Here is a 24077-nt window from a genome sequence, read left to right as displayed (position 1 = left end):
GCAATAACCACGACAATCGTCAAACGTACTGGCCGGCACACCAGCCCGAGGACCAGGCCCATTGAAAATTGTAACCGCCCAGCCAACCGGTCACGTCCAGCACTTCACCGACAAAATACAAATCCGGTACCTGCAGGCATTGCATGGTCTTCGACGACACGCTATCGCAATCGACGCCGCCGACGGTTACTTCGGCGGTGCGGTAACCTTCGCTGCCGTTCGGTTTGACGCGCCAGCCATGCAAGCGTTCGGCGACCACGGCGATTTGTTTGTCCGAACAGTTTGCCGCCACAGCCGCCAGCAAATTCTGGTCAAGCAAGGCTTGCAGCAAGCGTTTTGGCAGATATTCTCCTAGTAAATTCAATAACTTGACCTTGCCACCGGCGCTGCGTTCGGCTCGCAGACGCTCGCCGAGATCATGGTCCGGCAGTAAATCGATCGATAGCTCGGTCCCCGGCCGCCAATACGACGAGATCTGCAAAATTGCCGGACCGCTCAAGCCTCTATGGGTTAACAACAGGTTTTCCCGGAAACTGCGCCCGCCGTAATCGACTCGGCACTGGACGGCAATTCCGGATAGCGGCGCAAAACGCTGGCTGTCGTCGTCCTGCCAGGTCAACGGCACCAGGCCGGCCCGAGTCGGCCAGACTTTGATGCCGAATTGCTCGGCGACGCGGTAGCCGAACGGCGTGGCCCCCATCTTCGGAATCGATAATCCGCCGCTGGCGACCACGACACTCTCCGCCCGGCGTTCCCCGAGGCTGGTTTGCAAGACAAAGCCGCCGCTTGCGGCCGCTTGCAGTTTGTCGATCCGGCAGTTCAATTCAATTAGCACGCCGTATTGGCGACATTCGGCCAGTAATGCGTTCAGAATATCCTTGGCGCTGTCGTCGCAAAACAATTGGCCGTGCAAACGCTCGTGGTAAGGGATCCGGTGCCGCTGTACAAAATCGATGAAATCCCATTGCGTAAAGCGGCTCAACGCCGATTTGCAAAAATGTGGGTTATGCGAGATGTAATTTTCGGCTTCGATGCTGTAGTTGGTGAAATTGCAGCGACCGCCGCCCGACATCAAAATCTTTTTGCCGGGCCGGTTGGCGTGATCCAGCACCCGCACTTTACGCCCGCGTTTGCCGGCCTCTATGGCGCACATCAAGCCGGAGGCACCGGCTCCGATGATGATTACGTTCGAACTATCCATTCCGCTCTGCTTGTCATAGCTTGAAAAAATCGGTAAAAAGTCAGGGTATTTTAACCGCATTCCCCTGCAGGCCGCGGCGTTGCTCCGCGCAACTCGGTGCCGGCTTGCAAGCCATGGACCTCCACCACTTCGACAAGAGCGATAATGACTGCACAATTCAGCTACTCATTCACCACCGGCGACGGTAAAAATAAAGCCTTACTGGGCGGTAAAGGCGCCAATCTGTGCGAGATGACCCAAATGGGCTTCAACGTGCCGCCGGGTTTTGTCATCAGCACCCAGACCTGTCTTAGCTATTTGGAGCAAAAACGCTTGCCGGACGGTTTGATGGACGAAGTGCGAGCCCAGATTGCCGACATCGAGCGGGTGACCGGCAAACATTTCGGCGGCGCCAGCGACCCGCTGCTGGTTTCGGTGCGTTCCGGTTCGGCGATTTCGATGCCAGGCATGATGGACACCATCCTGAATCTGGGGTTGAACAAACAAACCCTAGCCGGCTTGATCGAGGAAACCTCCGACCCGCGTTTCGCTTACGACGCTTACCGCCGCTTCATTCAACTGTTCGGCAAGGTCGCGCTCGGGATTGAAGACGAGAAATTCGACACGCATTTCAACAACGTCAAACGCGCCGCCGGCATCAAGGCCGACGTCGCACTCAGTGCAGACCAGTTACAAGAGATCAGCGAATTGTTCTTGATGGTCGTGCATGAAGAAACCGGCCGGCCGTTTCCGGAAGACGTCTACCAGCAGTTGGAGATTGCGATCTGCGCCGTATTCAACTCCTGGATGGGCAAGCGCGCGGTCGACTACCGCAGAGAATTCCACATCACGCCGGACATCGCCAATGGCACGGCAGTCAATATAGTGACGATGGTGTTCGGCAACATGGGCGACGATTGCGCCACCGGCGTCGGCTTCACCCGTAACCCCGGCACCGGCGAGAACGAGATGTACGGCGAATACTTGGTCAACGCCCAGGGCGAAGACGTGGTGGCCGGCATCCGCACGCCGAAGCCGGTGCAAGAAATGGCCAAGGAAATGCCGGAGCAATACCGGCAACTGGTGGAATTGCGCAACAAACTGGAAGCGCATTACCACGAAGTCCAGGACTACGAGTACACCATCGAACGCGGCGTGTTGTACTGCCTGCAAACCCGCAACGGCAAAATGAACGCGGCAGCGATGGTCAAAACCTCGATCGACATGGTCGCGGAAGGCCTGATCAGCAAGGAGCAGGCACTTCTAAGGATCAACCCTGAGTTATTGGAGCAATTGCTGCATCCGCAATTGGCGCCGGATCACGACAACAAACCCATCGCCACCGGTCTCCCCGCCTCCCCTGGCGCAGCCTGCGGCCATTGCGTGTTCGACGCCGATACCGCGGTGCGCCTGGGTAAAACCGGCCAGGACTTGATTCTGTTGCGGGAGGAAACCAAACCGGAGGACATTCACGGATTCTTCGCCGCTCAGGGTGTGTTGACCAGTCGTGGCGGCAAGACTTCGCACGCCGCGGTGGTGGCGCGGGGCATGGGCAAGGCTTGCGTCGCCGGCGCCGAAGACATCAAGGTCGATGTGCGGGCGCGGCTGGCTATCGTCGGCGATATCCACATTAAAGAAGGCGATCTGATCACGATCGACGGCAGTAACGGCAACATTTACCTGGGCCGGATCCCGACCATCGCGCCCCGTTTCTCGGAGGATTTGAAAACGCTGCTGGGTTGGGCCGACGAAGTGGCGCGCCTGCGGGTACACGCCAACGTCGACACGCCGGAAACAGCGCGTCTTGCGGTCAGCTACGGCGCCAAAGGCATCGGTCTGTGCCGTACCGAACGTATGTTCAACGCTGCCGACCGCCTGCCGCTAGTGGTCGACATGATTCTGGCCCACAATACCGAAGAGCGGGAAGCAGCGCTGGCCAAACTATTCCCGATCCAGCGCGACGACTTCGAGCAATTGTTCGAAGCGATGTCGCCGCATCCGGTCACCGTCCGTTTGCTGGACCCGCCGATGCACGAGTTCCTGCCCAACGAACACCAGCTCACCGACGAACTGGACGCGCTGAAACATTACCTGACCATCGTTAAAGGCCAACGGGTGACGCTGGACACCTTGGCCAATGCCGGCGATTTGCCGGCGCCGTTCAACAGGTTGAACGAAGACGTGATTCTGGAAGCGATTGCCAAGAAGCAGATGATGCTGGACAAGGTACTGGAGCTGTACGAAGTCAATCCGATGTTGGGCCACCGCGGCGTCCGCCTGGGCATGAGTTACCCGGAAATCTACAAGATGCAGATTCGCTCCATTCTGGAAGCGGCGGCGCGTTGCATCAAGCAACGCATCCCGGTCGAGCCGGAAATCATGGTGCCGCAAGTCATTACCGTGCAAGAGTTGAAACAGGTGAAAGGCTATGTCGACGAAATCCAGAACGAGGTCGAAAGCCAATACAAAATCAAACTGAATTTCAAATTCGGCACGATGATCGAAACCGTCAGGGCCTGCACCCGTGCCGACCGTTTGGCGGCGACGGCCAGTTTCTTCTCGTTCGGCACCAACGATTTGACCCAGGCCACCTTCTCCTTCTCGCGGGAAGACGCCGAAAACAAATTCCTGCCGCTGTACGAGGAGTCCGGATTACTGGAAGACAACCCGTTCGAAACGCTGGATATCGAAGGCTTGGGCAAACTGATGAAAATGGCGGTGGAATTGGGCCGGCAACAACGCCCCGAATTGAAGATCGGCATTTGCGGCGAGCACGGCGGCCATCCGCGTTCGATCCGTTTCGTCCACAATTTGGGTTTGAACTACGTCTCCTGCTCGGCGCCGCGGATTCCGGTCGCCCGACTGGCGGCCGCCCACGCCAAACTGCTGGAGACTAAACCGTTATAAGCTAAAACGGCCGGCGCCCCAACCTGGTGCCGGCTGCTTATTCCCGATAACGTCCGACCCGGTTCCTGCCCGAGGCCTTGGCGTCGTACAGGGCTTGGTCGGCACGATACAACAAACCGTCGAAAGCTTGATCGTGGCCGGGAATGATGGTCGCCACGCCGAGGCTGATCGTGACGAACTCGGAAATCTTCGAATCCGGATGCGGCATGCGCATATTCTCGACCGCCTTGCGCAATATCTCCGCCAACACTAATATTTGTTCGGCATCGCAAGCCGCCACCACGCAGAATTCCTCGCCGCCGTAGCGGGCGATCAAATCGCCGGGCCGGCGGAAAAACCGCTTCAAGGTTCTCGCCACTTGCCGCAGACACTGGTCGCCTTCCAAATGGCCCAGATTGTCGTTGTAGGATTTAAAAAAATCGATGTCGATCATGATCATCGACAACGGGTACTGGTGCCGTAAGGCCCGCTTCCATTCGCGTTTGACGAAGGCGTCGTAATAGCGCCGGTTCGGCAACAACGTCAGCGAATCCAGATAGGCCAGTTGCAAGCGGCTCTGCGCCTTATCCAGGCGCTTGCTGAGCCGGGCCTGCGCCAGATAAGACAGTAACAACACGATCACACCGATTAGCGCAACGATGCTATGGGTGATGACCAGATGGTCGACCCGTTCGTCGACGAAACTGTCCAGCGTCGCGGCGGGTATATTGACGCTGACGCCGCCCCTGACGTCGCCCAACTTATAGCCATCCTGATCGTGGCACTTCAAGCATGCCGGTTCGACCAGCAGCGGCGCCATATAACGGTAAAAAGGCTTGCCGTCGATCAGGCCCGAACCGCTGACGCTTTTCAGACCGTTCTGAAACGCGGCCAAAGCCTGAGCCTCCCAATTATCGGGTTTGTTTTCCGGCCGCAGCGGCTCGGTGCTGGTGATATGAAAATTGATCCCGCTTTGGCTTTTGCTCATTTCCGCCAACTGCCGGGTCATGAATGCCGGGTTAATCAAGGTTAGTTTGACCCCCTCCTTGGTCTCCAGATCCCGGTTCGGTACTTTCAGATACGGATTGGGCTGAGTAGCGGCATCGATCGGCACATAGACGCCGCCGTGCGAAGCATTCCATTTTCTGACCAGCAAAATGTGATCGAAAAACATTTCAGCCTGGCGGGTGGCGATATTTTGCGCGTACTGTTTGGTATCCATTACTTGCTGGTATAGGTTCAGGCCAAGCAACATTAGCCATAACATCGCATAAACCAGGAACGTAATCCTTCTCATCAATTGCCTCAAAAAATACTTGCCACCACGCCGCGCCCCTCACCGGCCATGTATCCAACAACCATACTATGGCGCCCAAACGGCCACCACACCATCATAGCAGCAGACAACTTCGATATGAATTGAAATGGCCTGTTGATGCTGGCACTATAAACAAGCCGGACAGCCAAATGAATGAACCTTATCACCCTTCCCGCAAATGACCGAATCAGAACCCGAACGTATCAGCCACCCGGAACACGACCACAACCAGTGCATTCGAAATGCGATAAGTGTAGCGGAACAGCTTTGCTTGTCACGCGGCGTGCAGTTGACGCCGATCCGTCATAAAATCCTGGAGTTGATCTGGAACAGCCATAAGGCCGTCAAAGCTTACGATTTGCTCGACCAAATCCGTCCGGTCAACGATGCCGCCAAACCCTCGACCGTGTACCGGGCACTGGATTTTTTACTGGAACAAGGCCTGATTCACCGGGTGGAAAGCCTGAATGCTTTCGTCGGCTGCCATTGCTCCGGCACCCAGCACGACCAGCTCTTGCTGATCTGCACCGCCTGCCATACCGTCGAAGAACGCGCCGCCCCGGACGTATTGAGCGCGCTAAGCACGGAATTAAGCGGCGCCGGCTTCGTCCCGCAACGTAAAACCATCGAAATTCACGGATTATGCAAGTCCTGTAAACCCGCTGCGACTGCCGCGTCGGAAAAAGACGACGAACATTGACCCAGGTCAATGCTGAATAACGTTAAAGTCCTAAACTAGAGCCATGTCGAACGCTTTCCTACCGTCGACATGATCCTCTTGAAAGATAGATGCTCGGCGGGCGAGTTTAACTCTCCCGCCTTTTTTTTGCCCGACGATCCTCCTATAATCGCCGGCCTATCCTAATCCGAATTCCCTCCGCATGCTCAGCGACAACCAAAAACATCTGCTCCGCCAAGCCGGAGTCGAGTTGCAGGACATCGGTGAACACCGCTTTTGCGAGCTGTGCCGCCATCCGCAGCAAATCGACTCCGCCGCTGACGGCGAACTGGTCGCCTTTCTAAAAGTCGCCAACGCCCTCTACCGCGGCGGCGAACCGGCGATCAGCGACAGCGACTACGATTTCGTGTTTCTGGCCGAACTGAAACAGCGCCAACCCGAGCATCCGTTGTTACACGAAGTGGAACCGGAACCGGCCTTCGCCGGTAAAACCGTCGACCTGCCGGTGATGATGCTATCCACCGACAAGGCTTACAGCCGCGACGAAGTCGAACGCTGGGCGGCACGCATCGAAAAAGCAGCGGAAGAACTGGGCAAGAACTTTGCCGACCTGCAATTCAAAATCACGCCAAAACTGGACGGTTACGCCGCCTACGACGACGGCCGGATGCTGTATACCCGCGGCGACGGCCGTAAAGGCCAGGACATCAGCCGCGTGTTCGAGAGAGGCCTGCAAGTTGCCAACCAAGGCCAGCGCGGCCTGGGCGCCGGCGAAATCGTGGTCAGCCGCAGTTATTTCGATCGGAACTTGGCCGACTTTTTCGACAACCCGCGGAATTTTCAGGCCAGCGTGATCAAGGAAAAAGATTTGGACGAACACGCCCAACAAGCCATCAACGACCATGCCGCGGTATTTTATCCGTTTGCATTGCTGCCAACGTGGACGGGCTCCTGGGCCGAATTGATCGCCGACTTCGAGAGCCACGTCAAAACCATCTGGCATAAAGTCGACTACGATGTCGACGGCGTGATTCTGGAAATCGCCGACGAGGAATTGAAAACTTACTTAGGCGCCACCCGCCACCACCACCGCTGGCAGTTGGCGTACAAGGAAAACCTGGAAACCGCCGAAGTCAGAATTCTGCATATCGTGCCGCAAACCTCGCGCTCGGGCCGGATTACACCGGTCGCCGAGCTGGAGCCGACCCGACTCAGCGGTGCGCTGCTGTCGCGGGCGACGGCCCACCATTACAAAATGGTGCTGGACAAGGGCATAGGACCCGGCGCGCTAATCCGCTTGGCGCGCTCCGGCGAGGTAATTCCGAAAATAGAGGCCGTCATCCGCCCGGCCGAACCCGACATCCCCGAGGCCTGCCCCAGTTGCGGCCACGCTTTGATTTGGGATAACGACTACCTGCTCTGCCCGAACAACCTGGCGTGTCCGGCGCAAATCAGCAACAGCATGGAGCATTTCTTCAGGGTATTGAAAAACAACGACGGTTTCGGCGCCGCCAGCATCAAACGCCTGTACGAACACGGTATCCGCCGCGTCGACCAAATCTATGCCCTCAACGCCGAGCAATTCGAAAACATGGGCTTCGGCCCGAAACAATCGCAAAATCTGGTCGACCAGTTGTTGCGCAGCCGGCGCGAAGCGGTCGAAGACTGGCGCTTCCTGGCCGCGTTCGGCGTGTTCCGCATGGGTTTGGGCAATTGCGAACGTTTGCTGGCCCACTATCCGCTACCAGCGATCTTCGAACTGAGCGAAGCCGATATCGTCGCGATCGAAGGCTTTGCCGAAAAGACTGCCGCCGTGATTACCGAAGGCTTCGCCAATATCAAACCCTTGTTCGATAATTTAATGGCACTGGGATTTAACTTACAGGCCAGTCAGGCGCAACCCGACGAAAACGCGCACCCGTTGGCCGGCAAAACCCTGGTATTTACCGGCACTTTGCACAGCGGCAGCCGCGACGAACTCAGCAAGCAAGCCAAAGCCAAGGGCGCCAAAGTCGGCAGCTCGGTTTCGGCCAAGACCGACTATTTGGTGGCCGGCGACAATGTCGGCGCCAACAAAACCAACGCCGCCCGCGAAAAAGGCGTCACGGTACTCAGCGAGCAGGAATTTCTGGCCTTGCTGAATGGAGACACAGCATGAGCCGGCCGATCGTATTGTGTTTTTCCGGCCACGACCCCAGCGGCGGCGCCGGGATTCAAGCCGATATCGAGGCCATCGCCAGCCACCGCTGCCACGCCGCCAGCATCGTCACGGCGTTGACCGAACAAGACAGCCGCAACGTCAAAAAGCTGATTCCGCAGCGTCCGGAGGATATTGTCAGCCAAGCTGAAACCCTGTTAAACGACTTCGAAGTTGCCGCGTGCAAAATAGGCCTGATCGGCGACGCCGAAATCGCCAGAGCGATTGCCCTGGTATTGCGGCAATATCCGACCGTTCCGGTGGTACTGGACCCGGTGCTGGCTGCCGGCGGCGGCACCGAGTTGGCCGGCCGGCAGTTGATAGACGTAATCGTCTCCGAACTACTGCCGCTCACTACCTTACTCACACCCAACAGCAATGAAGCCCGCCGCCTCTCCGGTCAAACCGATCTGGCCGATTGCGCACACTGGCTGCAACAACGCGGAGCCGAGTACGTGCTAATCACCGGCACCCACGAAAACTCCGAGCTGGTACACAACCGTTTATACATGCCCGACGCCCTCAACCAAACCTTCAATTGGGAACGCCTGCCCCACCACTACCACGGCTCCGGCTGCACGCTGGCTAGCACGATTGCCGCGTTGCTAGCCCAAGGCCTGGACATGTTCACCGCCGTCAGCGAAGCTCAGGAATTTACCTGGCAATCCCTGGCTGCAGCCTACCTGCCCGGAAAAGGCCAACATAATCCGGACCGGCTATTTTGGGTGGATACATGAAGTTTCCTCGCAAAGGCCTATACGCCATCACCCAACCGGACGGCAAATCCATTGCTCAAGTCGTCGCAGACGTTGAAGCGGCGTTACGCGGCGGTGCCGCCGTCATTCAATACCGCGACAAAAATCCGCTGGATGCCGGCAAACTGGCCGCCGCGCTGTTGGCCGTTTGCCACGCGCACCAGGTGCCGCTATTAATCAACGACAGCGTCGAATTGGCGCTGGCGGTTGGTGCCGACGGCGTGCATTTGGGCCGCGACGACGGCGACCTGGCGGCCGCCAGGGCCGCATTGGGGCCCGACGCGATTATCGGCGTGTCCTGCTACAACGACATCGGCAGAGCGACAGCGGCCGTCGCGGCCGGCGCCGATTACGTCGCCTTCGGCCGCTTTTTTCCGTCCGGGTCCAAGCCATTGGCCGCGCCGGCCGAAATCGGCACGCTGCAAACAGCCAAGCGCAGCTTGCAAGTCCCTATCGTCGCAATTGGCGGCATTTTGCCGGAAAACGCTGGACAGTTATTGGCAGCCGGTGCAGACTTAGTTGCCGTTATCGGCGGCGTATTCGACGGCGATCCGTTCGCAGCCGCGCGCCGTTTCCAGGCATTGTTTTAATTTTTGCGGAGGCCGCCATGCCAGACCATGTCTATCAAAAAATCGAATTAACCGGCTCGTCCACCGTCAGCATCGAAAACGCGGTGGAAAACGCCGTGGCCAAGGCCGGCGAATCGGTGACCAATATGCGCTGGTTCGAGGTCGTCGAAACCCGCGGCCATATCGCCGACGGCAAAATCGCCCACTGGCAAGTGACGATCAAAGTCGGCTACACGCTGGACTGAGCCACCGGATATGGACCCCTTTCTGCAAGCCGCCATCGCCGAAGCCGAAGCAGGTTTGGCGGAAGGCGGCATCCCGATCGGTTCGGTATTGGTTTACCAGAATCGCATCATCGGCCGCGGCCATAATCGTCGCGTGCAACACGGCAGCGCGATTCTGCACGGCGAAATGGACGCGTTGGAAAATGCCGGCCGTTTACCGGCCCAGGTTTACCGCGACAGCGTGCTCTACACCACCTTGTCGCCTTGCGCGATGTGCAGCGGCGCAATTTTGTTATACGGCATTCCGCGTGTCGTAATCGGCGAGAACCAGACCTTCGTTGGCGAAGAAAAGCTACTACAGCAGCGAGGTGTGGAGCTGGAAATAGTACAAGATCAGAGTTGCATCGATTTGATGCAGAATTTCATTGCCGCCCGCCCCGAACTTTGGAACGAAGACATCGGCGTCTAAGCACAGCCTATCAGGCTCAGCCAATCTTTGACATTCGCGTTTCAAAAACCGGTTTTACGTTCGATGATCTTGCCTGAGTTTTACAGACAGATCGCCAAGAACCTTGCTTAAGTTCAAAGGCTTCAGTGGATAAGTCTCCCAATTTGGAATGAAGCCGTTTGCGATTGCAATACCCTTCGGTGTGCTCAAAGACATGCAGTTTGGCATCGTCAGGTATTTTTAGGCGCTCGCCGTAAATAACGTCAACCTTAGAGTTGCGATACCAGCTTTCCCTAGCGGCAATCGGCTTCGCCAAATGTAGAGCCGAATAATCCGACGCAGCTATAAGCCCACAAACTCCATCAATCCCTGCAATTCCTTAGGCTCCAGTTCATAAAACGAATGCGCCCTGACCCGCTCCGGCAGCGTGATGTCGCCGTAGCGGACCCGGATCAGGCGGCTGACTTTGACGCCTTGCGATTCCCATAGCCTCCGCACCAAGCGGTTGCGTCCCTGTTTTACTGTGGCGTAGAACCACTTATTGGCGCCCTCGCCGGCGTAGAAACTGACGTCTTCGAAATGCGCCGGGCCATCGTCCAACTCGACACCTTGTTTCAAGCGTTCCAGCATCGCATCGTCGACTTCGCCCAGAATGCGCACCGCGTACTCCCGCTCGACTTCGCGCGACGGGTGCATCAAGCGATTGGCCAATTCGCCGTTGTTGGTGACCAGAATCAAGCCGGAAGTGTTGATATCCAGCCGGCCGACCGCAATCCAGCGCCCGACTTGCAGCCGCGGCAGTTGGGTAAATATCACCGGCCGGCCTTCCGGATCGCGTCGCGTGACTAACTCGCCGACCGGTTTGTGGTAAACCAACACCCGGGTCGGCTGTTCGGCGTATTTTTCCCATTTGACGATGCGGCCGTTGATCTGCAAATGATCGCCCGGCTTAAGATGGTAGCCCAATTGCACCGGATTGCCGTTGACCAATAGCTTACCTTCGCCAATCCAGCGCTCGATTTCGCGCCGCGAGCCCAAACCGGCGCGGGCCAGCAATTTTTGAATCCGTTCGCCGGCCGCCGTTACGCTGTCAGTGGAAGGTGACACTTTTTTCGCCGCCGGAGCCGGTTTCGGCTTGCGCACTGGTGTCGACTTCGGTTTGCGGTTCGGTTCCATCGGCTTTCGGTGGTCGGGACGGGTTGACGGTTGTTGCGGTTTCGACGGTTTGCGGTCTTTCACTGTGGTCCTGCTCGGTTTGCGGTTGCGGCGGATTACCGAAATCGAAATCGGCGATTTCTTGTAAGGTCGGCAATTCGTTCAACGAAGTTAAATTGAAATAATCCAGAAATTGTTTGGTGGTGCCGAATAAGGCCGGCCGGCCCGGCACCTCCTTATGCGCGATCACCCGGATCCACTCCCGTTCCAGCAAAGTCTGAATAATGGAACTGCTGACGCTGACGCCGCGGATATCTTCGATTTCGCCGCGCGTCACCGGTTGGCGGTAGGCGATAATGGCCAGAGTTTCCAACAATGCGCGCGAATAGCGTGCCGGTTTTTCCTCGAACAAACGCGTCACGTAAGGCGACAGGCCTTCACGCACCTGAAACCGGTAACCGCTGGCCAGTTGCCGGAGGCCGATCGGTCGATCGGCGTAATCGCGGGCGATGTCTTCCAGGGCCATCTGAATCGTCAGCGTGTCCGGCTGTTCCAGTTCCGGAAAGGTTTCCTGAATCTGACGGATGGTCATCGGCCGATTGGCGGCGAACAAAATGGCTTCGACGATGCGCTTGGTGTTCATGTCGCAGTCTTTAACCCGTTCCGGCGCCGGCAAATGGCGTTCGACGATGATGGCTTGGTGTTCGCTGGCGCGGATGACGGCAGCCCATTGCGGCGGCAGGCGGGTTGAGCGGCGGCGGATAGCAATAGTCTCGGATATTTGCTCGACTTCCGGTTTACGCCAATCGCTTTGCCAAGTAGGCCGCAAGCGTACCGCACGCCGACCCGCCGGTTTGGCAAGGTTTGTCGGTATTTCGCGCGGCTCCGGTTGGACGCGAGGTTGGCCGCTCCAGCCGGTTGGAAACCGTACTGCCCGCCGCTTGACCGGTACCAAAATTTTGACCGGCTCGGGCTTGGTCCGCGGTTTGCGCGGTGCGCGGGGCTTAGATGGCTGACTAACATGGTCGGCAAGGTTGGCGGTTGGCGGCGGCTCAATCGCCAGTGCTGCTATTGACTCGGAAGCGGACGTGGATGCCGGCGTAGGGTTCGGGCTGGAAGATGTCGATGACTCGCTCCTTGGAGAGTTCAAGGATGGCAAGAAACGCGACAACCACCCCGTTTTTTCCTTCACCTCGGGTAAAACACGCTGGGAAAGGGAGGATATCTGTTCGGTTAAGTTTTTCCAAAATGGCTGCCATTCGTTCACGGACTGATAGAGGCTCTTTGGTTATGTGGTGGTGGCTGAGCCGTTCGGCACGTTTCAACACGTCCTGAAAGGCCAGCAATAATTCCCTGAGTTCCACGTCCGGCAGAATCTGCCGAACGTTGACCGTTGAGGTGTCGACGCCGAATTCGAAGGTGTCGCGCTCGTTTCTGGGCAATAGATCGATTTCTTCGGCAACTTTCTTGATCGCCTCGTATTCCTGCAATTTACGGATCAAAAACGCCCTGGGGTCTTCTTCCTCTTCCTCGCTCTCCGGCTGGCGCGGCAACAACATCCGCGATTTTATTTCGGCCAGCAAGGCCGCCATGACCAAATATTCGGCGGCCAGCTCCAAGCGCAGGTTTTCCATCATTTCGATATAGGCGATGTATTGCCGAGTGATCTGCGCAATCGGAATATCGAGAATATCCAGATTCTGGCGGCGGATCAAATAGAGCAGCAAGTCCAGCGGCCCTTCGAATGCATCGAGAAACACTTCCAGCGCATCGGGCGGAATGTAGAGGTCTTCCGGCAGTTCCTGGAACGGCTGCCCTTGGACCAGGGCCAACGGGGCCGGCGCCGACTCGACGGCTAACGCGGTTTCGTTCAAACCTAAATTCCCGCCAGACTAAAAAACAATTGCTGGGCGTAATACAACGGGTAGGCCAAGATGTACTTCAAGACATCGGTCGCCAACAGAATCAGCAAAATCACAAAGCCGAAACGTTCCAGGCGGTTATATTGCCAGGCCCAGTAATGCGGCAGCATACCGGACAATATCCGGCTGCCGTCCAGCGGCGGAATCGGCAACATATTGATCAAGGCCAATACCAGATTGATGCTGATGCCGGCCACGCCGCTGTAGATAAAAGGCATCGATATAAACTCGATTTCCAGCAACACGCCCAGCCTGGCGATCAGCGCCCAGGCCGCAGCCATCAACAGGTTGGACACCGGTCCGGCCAAGGCCACCCACGCCATACCCTGCAACGGTTTCTTGAAATTGCGCGGATCGACCGGCACCGGCTTGGCCCAACCGAATACGAAGCCGGTGAATGTCAACAGCAACAGACCGGGAATGATCAGAGTTCCCAAGATATCGATATGCTTGAGCGGATTCACCGTTAACCGGCCTTGCGATGCCGCGGTATTGTCACCCAATAGCTTGGCAACCCAACCGTGGGCGACTTCATGCACGGTAATCGCAAAAATCACCGGCAAGATCCAGACCACGATGCGCTGCACCAGAGTTAATTCGTCCATCATTGTATTTACTCCAACATCGGCGCGATACCGATACCTTGCCTGACTATTTCGATGGTTTTGTCGCCGCAGGCGATCACCGTGGTCGGTTGGTGTTCGATCACGCCGCCATCGATGACAAGAGCCAGCTCTTTCTCTAACCGCTGCCTAATTTCGTAAGGATCGGACAGCGCATCGGTTTCGCCGGGCATGATCAAGGTCGTAGTCAGCAACGGCTCGCCCAATTGTTCCACCAAAGTCTGGGCGATGACATGATCGGGGATACGCACGCCGATGGTTTTCTTTTTCGGATGTTGCAGCCGGCGCGGGACTTCCCGCGTCGCATCCAGCAAAAACGTGAACGGCCCCGGCGTTAGTTTTTTGATCAGCCGGTGGGCATCGTTACCCATTTTGGTAAAGGTCGATACCTGCGATAAATCGGTACAAATCAACGTGAAATTATGGTTGTCGTCCAGCCGGCGAATGGTGCGGATGGTATCCATCGCCGCCTTATCGCCTATCTGGCAGCCCAGCGCGTATGAGGTATCGGTCGGATAGGCGATCACGCCGCCGTCGCGCAGAATATTCAACGTTTGTTGAATCAAGCGCGGTTGCGGATTCTTCGGGTGGATTTCGAAATATTGCGCCATGGGCTGAAGAAGTCGGCTTAAAGAGCGCCATTGTACCGCACAAGCGGCGGAAAACCTTGCCGGACATTTGCCATGCCGACCAACGAACATAACTTAAATTACTGAATCCGTTAATTTATTACCTTTCCGACTGCTTTTTCGCGACCTTATCGCGCAGGTAAACCGGCATGGCCCGCTCGACCGGCACCGCGCCGCCGTTAGCGCACAGATAAGCGCCGAGTTGGGCGATGCAGGCGGCATGCGGCCAGATATCTTCGGCTTCGACGGCCAGCAGTCGCTGGCCCAATCGCTGCGCCAGCGACTCGGCGTAAACCGGCCAGCCGGAGCCGACGCCAAAGCCGGATTCATCGCCGACCTGAATATCCGAGGCGGGTGTGACCGCTTCGGCGCCGAGCAATTCGGCCAAGCCCAAGTCGCTGCGCCGATAAACGCCCCAGAAAATCTCGCCCATCCGCGCATCCATCGCCGTGAATGCAATTTCGGGATCGTTCCGCTTATTGAAGAAATCTTGAGCGATCGCGGCCAGCGTCGATACTGGCGCCACCGGCAAATCGGCGCCGTAGGCGATACCCTGCACCACGCCGCCGGCGATGCGGACACCGGTAAACGAGCCGGGACCACGGCTGACGGCGACGGCATCCAACTGTTGCGGCCGCAGTTGCGCCTCGGCCATCAGACTGTCGATCATCGGCAGGATCAACTTGGTGTGCTCGCGCGGCGCGATGGCAAATTCTTCCCGAATTTCGCCGTTGATGAACAATGCCGCCGAGCAGGCGTCGGTCGAGGTTTCTACCGCTAGTAACTTCAAAGCCTTTCCTCGTTATGCAAAAAATTGGCGGACGTCGGCGATATCCCGGCTGCGCTTCATGGCAGGCACACTATCCAAAAACATCTGGCCGTAGGAGCGTTTCAACAAGCGCGGATCGCAAACCATCAACACGCCGCGGTCGTTGACGTCGCGGATCAAGCGGCCTACGCCCTGGCGCAGCATGATGATGGCACTGGGCAATTGGTGTTCGAAAAACGGGTTACGCCCCTGCTTCTCCATTGCGCTCATCCGGGCCTTCAATACCGGATCGCCCGGCGATGCAAACGGCAGCTTGTCGATAATCACGCAGGACAAGGCATCGCCGCGCACGTCAACGCCTTCCCAAAAGCTGGCGGTGGCCAACAGCACCGCATTGCCGAGTTCCTTGAACTGGTCCAACAACACACCTTTGGACTTGGTACCTTGTACCAGCAACGGGTGTTCGAGTTTGCCTTCCAGCAATTGCGCGGCGCGCTGCAACGCCCGGTGGCTGGTGAACAGAAAAAATGCCCTGCCCCGGCTGGCTTCCAGCACCGGCAACGCAAAATCGACGATTTTGTCGGTAAAGTCAGGATCGCTCGGTTGCGGCAGGCCCTTGGGGTGGTAAAACAAGGCCTGGTTCGGATAATCGAACGGGCTGTCCCAGCTTTGGCTCAACGCACCGCTCAAGCCCAAGCTCTTGGCGAAATGCACGAAATTGTTGGCCACGCTGAGCGTCGCCGATGTAAATATCCAGGTGGCTTTATGCCTGGCCATAAAGCCGCGGAATTCCTTGGCGATATCCAGCGGGGTCCGGCTCAGCGTGAACGACTTGCTGTAGGTCTCGTACCATTTGATCCATTGGCCGTCCTTGTCGCTAATCAAGGTATCCAGTTGCGCATCCAGCGCCTCGGCGCGATCGAAGCAGGACTCCAGGCCTTTGCTGCGCACCGAAGCCCGCTCCAATTGGTCGGTCAGCCGAGCCAATTGCTTTTGCAAGGATTCCAACGCGCCGGCGATTTTCGGATTACTTTCGATCTCCTGCCAGTCGCCGCGCCTCAGCTCCAACCCAAAGGCCAAACGCATGTCCTTGACTTCATGCTGCAAATCCTCGCAGGCGGTGCGCAGGTCCGGCATGTCCTTGGCATCGGTAAAATATTCGGCCAAGGTATCGTCGGCCAGATCGGTCAACTGTTTGCCGCTGATGGTCACGCCCAAGAAATTCGAGGCGGTGTCGGCCAATTGATGAGCTTCGTCGATGACGACGACATCGGCGTCGGGCAGCAATTCGCCGAATCCAGTCTCGCGAATCGACCAGTCCGCACACAGCAAATGGTGGTTGACCACGACAATATCGGCCTCCTGCGCCTGTTTGCGGGCTTTGGTCAGAAAACAGTCGGCATAATCCGGACAATTCTGGCCCAGGCAGTTGTCGGTGGTGGACGTGGCGTGAAACCAGACCGGGTCGCCGTCGTGGACATCGGCCACTTCCGAGACGTCGCCGGTTTTGGTACGTCTCGACCAGGCCTTGATTTGCGACAACGCCGTCGCCTCTTCGTGGCTGTAGCCGAAGGCGGAATTCAGCGCCTGTTCCAATCGGTAGGTACACAAATAATTGGCCCGGCCTTTCAACAAGCTGGCTTTAAAAGGCCGTTTCGTCAGGGCTTTGCGTATCAGCGGCAGATCTTTGTTGAACAACTGGTCTTGCAGATTTTTGGTGCCGGTCGACACGATCACGCGTTTGCCGGACAGGATGGCCGGAATCAGGTAGGCGAAGGTCTTACCGGTGCCGGTGCCGGCCTCGGCGATCAGGTTCTGTTGCGATTCGATGGCGTAAGCGATTTTTTCCGCCATCTCGATCTGGGCCGCGCGCGGCGAGTAACCGGCGATGACGCCGGCCAACGCGCCATCGCTGCCAAACACTTCCGCCAGTGTACTCACGCTGCAACAGACTCCTCAGAACTCCGGGACGATTAGTGCCCGAAAAAGCTTTCAGCCTTAGCCTTGGCTTCTTTGGCGCCTTGCGGGTTCTGCTGCATATTGCGGGCTTCGGCGATCAGCATCCAGCTTTTACGCTTCAGGTCCAGATTGCCGCCGGCCAGCAGCGCCGCCTTGCCGGCCAGCTCTTCGGCGAGTTGCGGCTTGTTCTGCTTCAGACGTAATTGCGCCAGTTTGTAGGTTAAAGTCGGATTGCGGGCATCGATGCGCAAAGCGCGTTCCATCACGACCACGGCGGCATCCAGGTCGCCGCTGTTGCGGCTGCGGTCGGCTTCGGTAACCAGCGCCAGCACGGCAGGCGGCGTCCCACTCGGAATCGCGGCTTCTTCGACCGCGTATTTTGGCGCAGGCACATTGACCAAGGCGGTCGTAGGATTGGCCGGCGCGGCCGGGGCCGCCGCTCCGGGCTGTGGCGGCGGTACGTCGGCCGGCGGCATCAACGGTTCGGCACGGAAGGCTGGCAAATTAGGCTCGACTTTAATGCTGCTGGGGCCGCTGTCGATCGCGTAGGTCGCGGTCGGGCTGGCATTAGTTGCCGGCTTTTTCGGCGCGGCGGCTGTGGCAGGCGCCTTTGCCGCTGGCTTTTTCGCTGTTTTTTTGGCCGGTGCGCTACCGGCTACCGGCGGTTCCGACACGTTGCTACAGCCGGTTCCTAAAATAGACAACAGCGCGAGGGCTAACAACAAAGATTGGTTTTTCATTTCAAATGTTTATTCAAGCTTATGAAAGGTTAAAACAGTTCGATTTCGTCGGGGCTGCTTTGCCGGTTCGCCTGTGCGAACAATTGCAGTGCCTCGTCGATACTCTTACCTTGGTGAATGGCGTCGAACATGACTTTTTCGGACTCCATCGTGTAACGGCTGCGAATACTTTCCTGAAATTTGTGCCATTCCATCGGATTGTAAAGCCTGTGCGGGGTATCGATAATCTCGGACAAGCCTCTTAGGTTGTTCGACACGTGCTGCAGACACTGCTGCATCCGGTCGTAAAACTGAAACGCCACGATCGCCCGGTTGATCTTTTCCTGCATCGATTCGCAATAACCCAACGCCGCGACCGTTGCCGCGTCCGGAGCGACTCTGGCCAATATTTCCTGAATCTTTTGCATATCGTCGACCATCAGCGTAAAGGTGCTGGCCAATTCATTGACCGATTCGTCGCCGTCTTTGATGCTACTTTCGACCTGAACCACCGACACGGTCAACAGCTTAATCGTCTCCCTGATTTGGCTCCAATCCAAGTCGGGCTGGTTTGATGCTGAATAGTTCATAAAGCAATCCTGGAAATAAGTGTATCGATTCGGAATCGACAGCCAACCGCGGATATTGTAACCGACTCTGCGGTACGGCATGGCGTCGGCTTAATTATAGGAAACTGGCAGACTTCGGCACGCTCGCGGCGACCTGCATTTGCACGGCAGCGGGCGAACCGCAGCTTCGGCCCGGTTGACGATTGCGCGCCGTATGGAGTAGAAAGACGGGGAGTAACGCGTGTCCACGCCGTCAAATACCCAACCCACCTAGACAGGGAAACCATGAATATAGAATCCGCCGGCAAAAAATTGTTCGTCCTGGACACCAACGTGCTGATGCACGATCCGACGTCGATCTTCCGGTTTCAGGAGCACAATGTATTCATTCCGATGGTGGTGCTGGAAGAATTGGACCACGCCAAGAAAGGCCTATCCGACGTATCGCGCAACGTGCGCCAAGTCAGCCGGTTTTTGGACGAGCTGATCCGCGACGCCGACCAGCAATCGATCAAGGACGGCCTGCCGCTGTCGCGCATCGAACACGGGCTGGCCGGCGAGCGCGAATTCGACGGCCGCCTGTTTTTCCAAACCCGGCAGTTGTCGCATCTGTTACCGGCCGATCTGCCAGGCCAAATCGCCGACAACTCCATCCTCAGCATTATGCTGGCTTTGAGCAAGGAGTATCCAGACGTCAACGTGATTTTGGTGTCCAAGGACATCAATATGCGCATCAAAGCCGCGGCCCTGCAAATCAACGCCGAGGATTACCATAACGACCAGACCATCGAAGACATCGACTTGCTGTACAGCGGCAGTTTGGCGCTGGAGGCCGATTTCTGGGACGAGAACGGCGGCAAGATGGAATCCTGGCAGGAAAACAACAACACCTACTACCGAATCAGCGGGCCGGCGGTCAGCGAATGGTATCCGAACCAATACCTGTACATGGAGGGCGAGGACAATTTCGAGGCCATCGTTAAAAGCCGCGACGGCGAGACCGCGGTACTGCAATTGGCCAGGGACTTCCGCACCAAACACAACAATATCTGGGGCATCTTCGCCAAAAACCGGGAACAAAATTTTGCGTTGAATGCGTTGATGGACCCGGACGTGGATTTCGTGACCTTAATCGGCTCGGCCGGCACCGGCAAGACCCTGTTGGCCTTGGCGGCCGGCCTGTCTCTGACCTTGGAACAGAAGCTATACCAGGAAATCATCATGACTCGCGAGACCATGCCAGTCGGCCAGGACATCGGTTTTCTACCCGGAAGCGAGGAGGAAAAGATGGCGCCGTGGATGGGCGCGTTGATGGACAATCTGGAATTGCTGGGTAGCCGGGCCGGCAACACCGAATGGGAACAAGGCGCTTCGCAAAACGTGTTGATGAACCGGGTAAAAATCCGCTCATTGAATTTCATGCGCGGCCGCACCTTCCTGAACCGCTATCTAATTATTGACGAAGCGCAAAACCTGACGCCGAAGCAATTGAAAACCTTGATCACCCGCGCCGGACCGGGTACCAAAATCATCTGTATCGGCAATTTGGCGCAGATCGATACGCCTTACCTGACCGCCACCAGTTCAGGCTTGACCTACGTGGTGGACCGCTTTAAAAACTGGCCCAACAGCGCTCACATCACCTTGCGCCGCGGCGAAAGATCGCGTCTGGCCGATTTCGCCTCGGACAACTTGTAAGCTATCCAGCCAACGTTCCGTTGGCATCCCAGCGCGGCCACGCGGTTAACACGGCTTTAACCAGCGTGGCCAATGGGATTGCAAAAAACACGCCCCAAAACCCCCACAGGCCGCCGAAGAACAAAATGGCGACGATAATCGCCACCGGATGCAAATTCACCGCTTCCGAAAACAGTAACGGCACCAATATCACGCCATCCAGTGCCTGAATCACCGAATAAGCGATGAACACATACATGAAATGGTCGCCGCCGCCGACACCCCATTGCACATAAGCCACGCCCAGCACCGGAAAGGTGACCAAGGTAGCGCCGACATAAGGAATCACCACAGACAGGCCCATCAACACCGCCAGCAGCATCGCGTAATTCAGACCCAGCCACCAAAACACCAGATAGCTGATCGCCCATAAGATGAAAACCTCGACGAACTTGCCGCGCACGTAGTTGGAGATTTGTTTGTCTACCTCCTGCCAGACCCGAAGGCTGAGGCTGGTATCGGACGGCAGGAATTGCAGCAGCCAGCCCAGTAGCAGGTGCTTGTCTTTCAAAAAGAAAAACACCATCAACGGCACTAGAAACAAATAAATGACTACGGCGACCAAACTGACGACGGATTGTGCGGAACCGGAAATGAGGTCCTGGCCGTATTTAAGCAAATCCTGCTGAATCGAGAACATGATTTCCCGGATTCGGCTTTCCGAAATCAACTCGGGGTGGCGTTCCGGAAAACGCATGATCTCCGCCTGGGTTCTGGACACGATTTCCGGGATATGCTGCACCAGTTGTACGGTTTGTTCCGATACCATCGGCACCAATACGAACAACACAAAGCCCAGCACCGCCATGAAGGCAAAAAACACCAGATGAACCGCGATTAGTCGGGCCACGCCGCGCATTTCCAGTTTGGTAACCAGCCCTTCCAGCAGATAGGCCAACACCACCGCAACAAATACCGGCATCAACAGCCCCAGTAGGCTGTAGATCAACAAAAAGCCGCCAAGCAATATGATTGCCAGAGCGGCTACTTGCGAATCGGGGAAGAAACGCCTGAAGAAATGGCGGACGGCGCTATAACTGGAGTTGTCGCTATAAGGGTTCATGAAGGGCTGACGCAGATCCGGCAAGAGCCGGCTCCAACTTACCGGACGAGAAATAGAAACGGCTTAAACCAAAGAAAACAGCTTATCGAAGTTGGCGATTTCCAGAATTTTTTTTACTTCGGCACGGGCGTTTTTTATTCTTATCGCCGATTTGTCGCCACCGATTTTATCGCGCAGCACCAACAGCATTCCCAGCGCCGAGCTATCCATATAATCGGTCCCCGCCAAATCGACTTCTATTTGTTTCAAGCCACCTTCGAGCAATTTAACCGCTTCCCGAAACTCGTTATGCACACCGAAATCGAATTTTCCGCTGACTTTTATTTGTAACAAGCCCGAGTCGACTCTTGCATCAATCCCCATAGTTTTTCCTCATTGTAATAATCTGCGCAGCAGCCGACTCAAAACAAATCCACGTCGCCCTCGTCCATCGACGATTGCGAGACGACGCGGGATTTAAGGGTCTGCCATTGATGTTTCATCTGCCTTAAACGGTCGGCACCCTGCCCGAGTTGCAATTGCCAGTCCGCGCGGTTATCGGCTTTGAACATGGCCATGCCAATCGCGACCTCGTCTTTCAACGCAATAAAATGTTCCAGATGGCCTTGCATATGTTCGATCAACTGACGGGCCATATCTTCGAATTGCAGCCCCCTGACGGCGTTGCCGACGCTGATTTCGATCTGGCTGGTCAACTGAGAAATCTCATCCACGTTTTTGGCAATATTGGCATTGATGATGCCGATATCATCCATCATTTTGTCGATATTGGCTTTGGAACTAATCGCGACGTTCATGCCCTTCGAAGCCATGACTTCGATCATGTTTTGTGCATCGCGAATGTTTTCCTTGGAAGCCTTGACGACCGCCTTGATTTCTTCACTGAATTTATCGGAGTTTTTCGAAAGGTTACGGACCTCGCCGGCCACGACGGCGAAGCCTCTACCGGCCTCCCCTGCCCGCGCCGCCTCTATCGCTGCGTTCAGCGCCAGCAGGTTGGTCTGGTCGGCTATCTTCTGTACGTCGCCCAACAGCTTTTCGACGTGAGCCATATGCCCGCCCACATCGTTGATGACCGCGACCATCTCCACGCTTTGCTTACTGATTTGCAGGACATGGTCAATGAAGAATTGCAGCACATTGTCGGTTTCGTGGGTAAATCGGGTGAAATTGATCGTTTGGCTGCCACCCTCTACACTGCCTTCCAGATCTGACACTAAAGAGCAGACCACGGACGATTGTCCGCTGGTCAACGTATGCAAGTTGTTAAAACTATTGGACATGGTTCTGACCGCATCCGCCAACATGGATTTTAACTGTTCCAGTTCGGCCCGAAAGCGATCGCTTTCCTGTTCGATACAATCAGCCAGATTGACCAGATAACCATCTACCGCTCTGGACATATCGACTTCATATCGATGACTTTGCCCGGTTTGCGGCAGCGCGGAAACGGCCTGAGCGCGAAAGGTCCGAAGCATCCACAACAGGCTGATCACGGCGCTCGCTCCCCAGTACACCCTGATATCGGAAAAGACTAGCGGCAGCATCAGCACCATAAAGGTCGAGCCGACTAATACGCCGTTATCTTTTAGGAACTGCACCATAATGAACTTATTCCGCTAATGCCAAAATTTTTTCTGCGATTTTGTCCAAGGATAACACATGATGCGCTGCTCCCAGCCTGAAGGCTTCGCCGGGCATGCCCCATACCACGCTGGAGGCCTCGTCCTGCACGATATTGATGGCTCCGGCGTCGCGCATCTCCTTCATCGCCTTCGCGCCATCGGCGCCCATCCCGGTCAGCATCACACCAATCGCGTTACCGCCGACGTTATGCGCGGCGGAGCGGAACAAAACCTCGACCGACGGTTTATGTCGATTCACCGGCGGACCGTCGTCCAGACGGCAAATATAACGAGCGCCGTCGCGGGCCACCAGCAGATGGCGATCTCCGGGCGCAATGTAAACGTGACCCGGCAATATCGGCTGTCCGTCCTGGGCCAGCCCCACAGTCATTTCGGTGGCGTCATTGACGTGTTTGGCAAACGACGCGCTGAACGCTAACGGCAGGTGCTGAGCGATGACGATCGCCGGCGCCGTCCGCGGTAAAGTCCTAACCAAGTTTTTGATCGCTTCGGTACCTCCGGTGGAGGAACCGAGTGCGACGATTTTATGGGTAGTCTTGAAATGTTTTTTCATAACGGTGTGTGCCGAAGCGTTCGGCTGGCTGGTGATTGCGCGGGCATTCGGCGTCTCCAAGCCCTTGACCTTTGCCTGTGCCGCCATGCGGATTTTGCCGACGATTTCGTCCGCATACGCTCTTAAACCTTGCGACACCTCGACTTTGGGCTTGGCGACGAAATCGACCGCGCCCAACGCCAGAGCCTCCAACGTGACCTCGGCCCCTTTTTCGGTGAGCGTCGAAATCATTACCACCGGCATCGGCCGCAGCCGCATCAGGTTTCGCAGAAAGGTCAGACCGTCCATGCGCGGCATTTCCACATCCAGCGTCAGCACATCGGGATTCAAGGCCTTGATTTTATCGCGTGCAATCAACGGATCGCCGGCGGTACCGACCACCTCGATATCGCCGGCTTCGTTGAATATCTGCGTCAACATTTGCCTGATCAGCGCCGAGTCGTCGACGATCAGCAGTTTTATTTTTGCCACTCCCGC

The 24077-nt window shown here is 56.6% G+C and carries 23 protein-coding genes; 8 read left to right on the top strand and 15 right to left on the bottom strand.

Going from position 1 to position 24077, the window contains the following annotated elements; all coding sequences use genetic code 11:
- Positions 1-19: 19 nt before the first annotated feature.
- Positions 20-1201 (bottom strand): BaiN/RdsA family NAD(P)/FAD-dependent oxidoreductase, encoded by a 1182-nt coding sequence (locus NP603_RS09665; RefSeq protein WP_256610658.1) that lies wholly within the window; start codon positions 1199-1201, stop codon positions 20-22.
- Between the two features lie 144 nt (positions 1202-1345).
- Here NP603_RS09665 and ppdK point away from each other — a divergent pair, with 144 nt between their 5' ends.
- Positions 1346-4087: a pyruvate, phosphate dikinase gene (gene ppdK / locus NP603_RS09660; protein ID WP_256610656.1), complete on the top strand. Its 2742-nt coding sequence runs from the start codon at positions 1346-1348 to the stop codon at positions 4085-4087.
- A gap of 37 nt (positions 4088-4124) precedes the next feature.
- On the opposite strand, the gene NP603_RS09655 is transcribed toward ppdK, so the two are convergent.
- Positions 4125-5363, bottom strand: a complete 1239-nt coding sequence (locus NP603_RS09655) for a diguanylate cyclase domain-containing protein (RefSeq protein WP_256610654.1) — start codon at positions 5361-5363, stop codon at positions 4125-4127.
- A gap of 199 nt (positions 5364-5562) precedes the next feature.
- On the opposite strand from NP603_RS09655, the gene NP603_RS09650 reads away from it, so the two are divergent.
- The 6 genes from NP603_RS09650 to NP603_RS09625 all read left to right on the top strand — a co-directional run bounded on the left by NP603_RS09650 (position 5563) and on the right by NP603_RS09625 (position 10277).
- Complete coding sequence (locus NP603_RS09650; RefSeq protein WP_256610653.1) at positions 5563-6084, top strand: transcriptional repressor; 522 nt, start codon at positions 5563-5565, stop codon at positions 6082-6084.
- A 181-nt stretch (positions 6085-6265) separates the two neighbouring features.
- Positions 6266-8221, top strand: a complete 1956-nt coding sequence (locus NP603_RS09645) for a BRCT domain-containing protein (RefSeq protein WP_256610652.1) — start codon at positions 6266-6268, stop codon at positions 8219-8221.
- A complete protein-coding gene (gene thiD / locus NP603_RS09640; protein ID WP_256610651.1) occupies positions 8218-8997 on the top strand; it encodes a bifunctional hydroxymethylpyrimidine kinase/phosphomethylpyrimidine kinase in 780 nt (259 codons plus the stop codon). Before NP603_RS09645 ends, thiD begins: the two co-directional genes overlap by 4 nt.
- On the top strand, positions 8994-9605 hold the full coding sequence (gene thiE / locus NP603_RS09635; RefSeq protein ID WP_256610650.1) for a thiamine phosphate synthase: 612 nt from the start codon (positions 8994-8996) through the stop codon (positions 9603-9605). The genes thiD and thiE overlap by 4 nt, the downstream gene beginning before the upstream one ends.
- 17 nt (positions 9606-9622) lie before the next feature.
- Positions 9623-9829, top strand: coding sequence for a dodecin (locus tag NP603_RS09630; protein WP_256610649.1), 207 nt, complete (start codon positions 9623-9625; stop codon positions 9827-9829).
- A 10-nt stretch (positions 9830-9839) separates the two neighbouring features.
- Positions 9840-10277: a nucleoside deaminase gene (locus NP603_RS09625; RefSeq protein WP_256610648.1), complete on the top strand. Its 438-nt coding sequence runs from the start codon at positions 9840-9842 to the stop codon at positions 10275-10277.
- 321 nt (positions 10278-10598) lie between these two features.
- Here NP603_RS09625 and rluB read toward each other — a convergent pair whose 3' ends face one another.
- The 9 genes from rluB to NP603_RS09580 all read right to left on the bottom strand — a co-directional run bounded on the left by rluB (position 10599) and on the right by NP603_RS09580 (position 18622).
- On the bottom strand, positions 10599-11363 hold the full coding sequence (rluB, locus tag NP603_RS09620) for a 23S rRNA pseudouridine(2605) synthase RluB (RefSeq protein WP_371928811.1): 765 nt from the start codon (positions 11361-11363) through the stop codon (positions 10599-10601).
- On the bottom strand, positions 11347-12240 hold the full coding sequence (scpB, locus tag NP603_RS09615; RefSeq protein ID WP_371928810.1) for an SMC-Scp complex subunit ScpB: 894 nt from the start codon (positions 12238-12240) through the stop codon (positions 11347-11349). The genes rluB and scpB overlap by 17 nt, the downstream gene beginning before the upstream one ends.
- Positions 12241-12463: 223 nt before the next feature.
- Positions 12464-13285 (bottom strand): segregation and condensation protein A, encoded by an 822-nt coding sequence (locus NP603_RS09610; RefSeq protein ID WP_305891384.1) that lies wholly within the window; start codon positions 13283-13285, stop codon positions 12464-12466.
- Between the two features lie 2 nt (positions 13286-13287).
- Positions 13288-13941: a site-2 protease family protein gene (locus NP603_RS09605; RefSeq protein ID WP_256610646.1), complete on the bottom strand. Its 654-nt coding sequence runs from the start codon at positions 13939-13941 to the stop codon at positions 13288-13290.
- Between the two features lie 5 nt (positions 13942-13946).
- Complete coding sequence (locus tag NP603_RS09600; protein WP_256610645.1) at positions 13947-14567, bottom strand: L-threonylcarbamoyladenylate synthase; 621 nt, start codon at positions 14565-14567, stop codon at positions 13947-13949.
- A 118-nt stretch (positions 14568-14685) separates the two neighbouring features.
- Complete coding sequence (gene tsaB / locus NP603_RS09595; protein ID WP_256610644.1) at positions 14686-15375, bottom strand: tRNA (adenosine(37)-N6)-threonylcarbamoyltransferase complex dimerization subunit type 1 TsaB; 690 nt, start codon at positions 15373-15375, stop codon at positions 14686-14688.
- 12 nt (positions 15376-15387) lie between these two features.
- On the bottom strand, positions 15388-17295 hold the full coding sequence (yoaA, locus tag NP603_RS09590) for a DNA repair helicase YoaA (protein WP_256610643.1): 1908 nt from the start codon (positions 17293-17295) through the stop codon (positions 15388-15390).
- A gap of 32 nt (positions 17296-17327) precedes the next feature.
- Positions 17328-18053, bottom strand: coding sequence for a tetratricopeptide repeat protein (locus tag NP603_RS09585; protein WP_256610642.1), 726 nt, complete (start codon positions 18051-18053; stop codon positions 17328-17330).
- A gap of 29 nt (positions 18054-18082) precedes the next feature.
- Positions 18083-18622 (bottom strand): hypothetical protein, encoded by a 540-nt coding sequence (locus NP603_RS09580; RefSeq protein ID WP_256610641.1) that lies wholly within the window; start codon positions 18620-18622, stop codon positions 18083-18085.
- Positions 18623-18886: 264 nt separating this feature from the next.
- Here NP603_RS09580 and NP603_RS09575 point away from each other — a divergent pair, with 264 nt between their 5' ends.
- Positions 18887-20299 (top strand): PhoH family protein, encoded by a 1413-nt coding sequence (locus tag NP603_RS09575; RefSeq protein ID WP_256610640.1) that lies wholly within the window; start codon positions 18887-18889, stop codon positions 20297-20299.
- 1 nt (position 20300) lies between these two features.
- Here the strand turns inward: NP603_RS09575 and NP603_RS09570 are convergent, their stop codons facing one another.
- The 4 genes from NP603_RS09570 to NP603_RS09555 all read right to left on the bottom strand — a co-directional run bounded on the left by NP603_RS09570 (position 20301) and on the right by NP603_RS09555 (position 24071).
- Positions 20301-21401: an AI-2E family transporter gene (locus NP603_RS09570; protein WP_256610684.1), complete on the bottom strand. Its 1101-nt coding sequence runs from the start codon at positions 21399-21401 to the stop codon at positions 20301-20303.
- Positions 21402-21464: 63 nt separating this feature from the next.
- Positions 21465-21764 (bottom strand): STAS domain-containing protein, encoded by a 300-nt coding sequence (locus tag NP603_RS09565; protein ID WP_256610639.1) that lies wholly within the window; start codon positions 21762-21764, stop codon positions 21465-21467.
- A gap of 38 nt (positions 21765-21802) precedes the next feature.
- Entirely contained in the window at positions 21803-23005 is a 1203-nt protein-coding gene (locus tag NP603_RS09560; RefSeq protein ID WP_256610638.1) for a methyl-accepting chemotaxis protein, read from the bottom strand.
- Positions 23006-23012: 7 nt separating this feature from the next.
- Positions 23013-24071 carry a protein-glutamate methylesterase/protein-glutamine glutaminase gene (locus NP603_RS09555; RefSeq protein ID WP_256610637.1) on the bottom strand — a complete coding sequence of 353 codons (1059 nt, stop codon included), beginning with the start codon at positions 24069-24071 and terminating at the stop codon, positions 23013-23015.
- Between the last annotated feature and the right edge of the window lie 6 nt (positions 24072-24077).

It is taken from the genome of Methylomonas aurea (assembly GCF_024505045.1).
Classification (GTDB): domain Bacteria; phylum Pseudomonadota; class Gammaproteobacteria; order Methylococcales; family Methylomonadaceae; genus Methylomonas; species Methylomonas aurea.
The sequence above is the reverse complement of the archived record's forward strand: the minus strand, read 5'-3'. Positions and strand labels throughout refer to the sequence as shown.

Coding starts and splice junctions, on each gene's coding strand:
- NP603_RS09585 (WP_256610642.1), bottom strand. CDS start 18,053: ATGAAAAACCAATCTTTGTTGTTAGCCCTCGCGCTGTTGTCTATTTTA.
- thiE (WP_256610650.1), top strand. CDS start 8,994: ATGAAGTTTCCTCGCAAAGGCCTATACGCCATCACCCAACCGGACGGC.
- NP603_RS09570 (WP_256610684.1), bottom strand. CDS start 21,401: ATGAACCCTTATAGCGACAACTCCAGTTATAGCGCCGTCCGCCATTTC.
- NP603_RS09560 (WP_256610638.1), bottom strand. CDS start 23,005: ATGGTGCAGTTCCTAAAAGATAACGGCGTATTAGTCGGCTCGACCTTT.
- NP603_RS09565 (WP_256610639.1), bottom strand. CDS start 21,764: ATGGGGATTGATGCAAGAGTCGACTCGGGCTTGTTACAAATAAAAGTC.
- NP603_RS09575 (WP_256610640.1), top strand. CDS start 18,887: ATGAATATAGAATCCGCCGGCAAAAAATTGTTCGTCCTGGACACCAAC.
- NP603_RS09625 (WP_256610648.1), top strand. CDS start 9,840: ATGGACCCCTTTCTGCAAGCCGCCATCGCCGAAGCCGAAGCAGGTTTG.
- NP603_RS09605 (WP_256610646.1), bottom strand. CDS start 13,941: ATGATGGACGAATTAACTCTGGTGCAGCGCATCGTGGTCTGGATCTTG.
- NP603_RS09645 (WP_256610652.1), top strand. CDS start 6,266: ATGCTCAGCGACAACCAAAAACATCTGCTCCGCCAAGCCGGAGTCGAG.
- NP603_RS09655 (WP_256610654.1), bottom strand. CDS start 5,363: ATGAGAAGGATTACGTTCCTGGTTTATGCGATGTTATGGCTAATGTTG.
- thiD (WP_256610651.1), top strand. CDS start 8,218: ATGAGCCGGCCGATCGTATTGTGTTTTTCCGGCCACGACCCCAGCGGC.
- NP603_RS09650 (WP_256610653.1), top strand. CDS start 5,563: ATGACCGAATCAGAACCCGAACGTATCAGCCACCCGGAACACGACCAC.
- NP603_RS09630 (WP_256610649.1), top strand. CDS start 9,623: ATGCCAGACCATGTCTATCAAAAAATCGAATTAACCGGCTCGTCCACC.
- ppdK (WP_256610656.1), top strand. CDS start 1,346: ATGACTGCACAATTCAGCTACTCATTCACCACCGGCGACGGTAAAAAT.
- NP603_RS09665 (WP_256610658.1), bottom strand. CDS start 1,201: ATGGATAGTTCGAACGTAATCATCATCGGAGCCGGTGCCTCCGGCTTG.
- NP603_RS09600 (WP_256610645.1), bottom strand. CDS start 14,567: ATGGCGCAATATTTCGAAATCCACCCGAAGAATCCGCAACCGCGCTTG.
- NP603_RS09580 (WP_256610641.1), bottom strand. CDS start 18,622: ATGAACTATTCAGCATCAAACCAGCCCGACTTGGATTGGAGCCAAATC.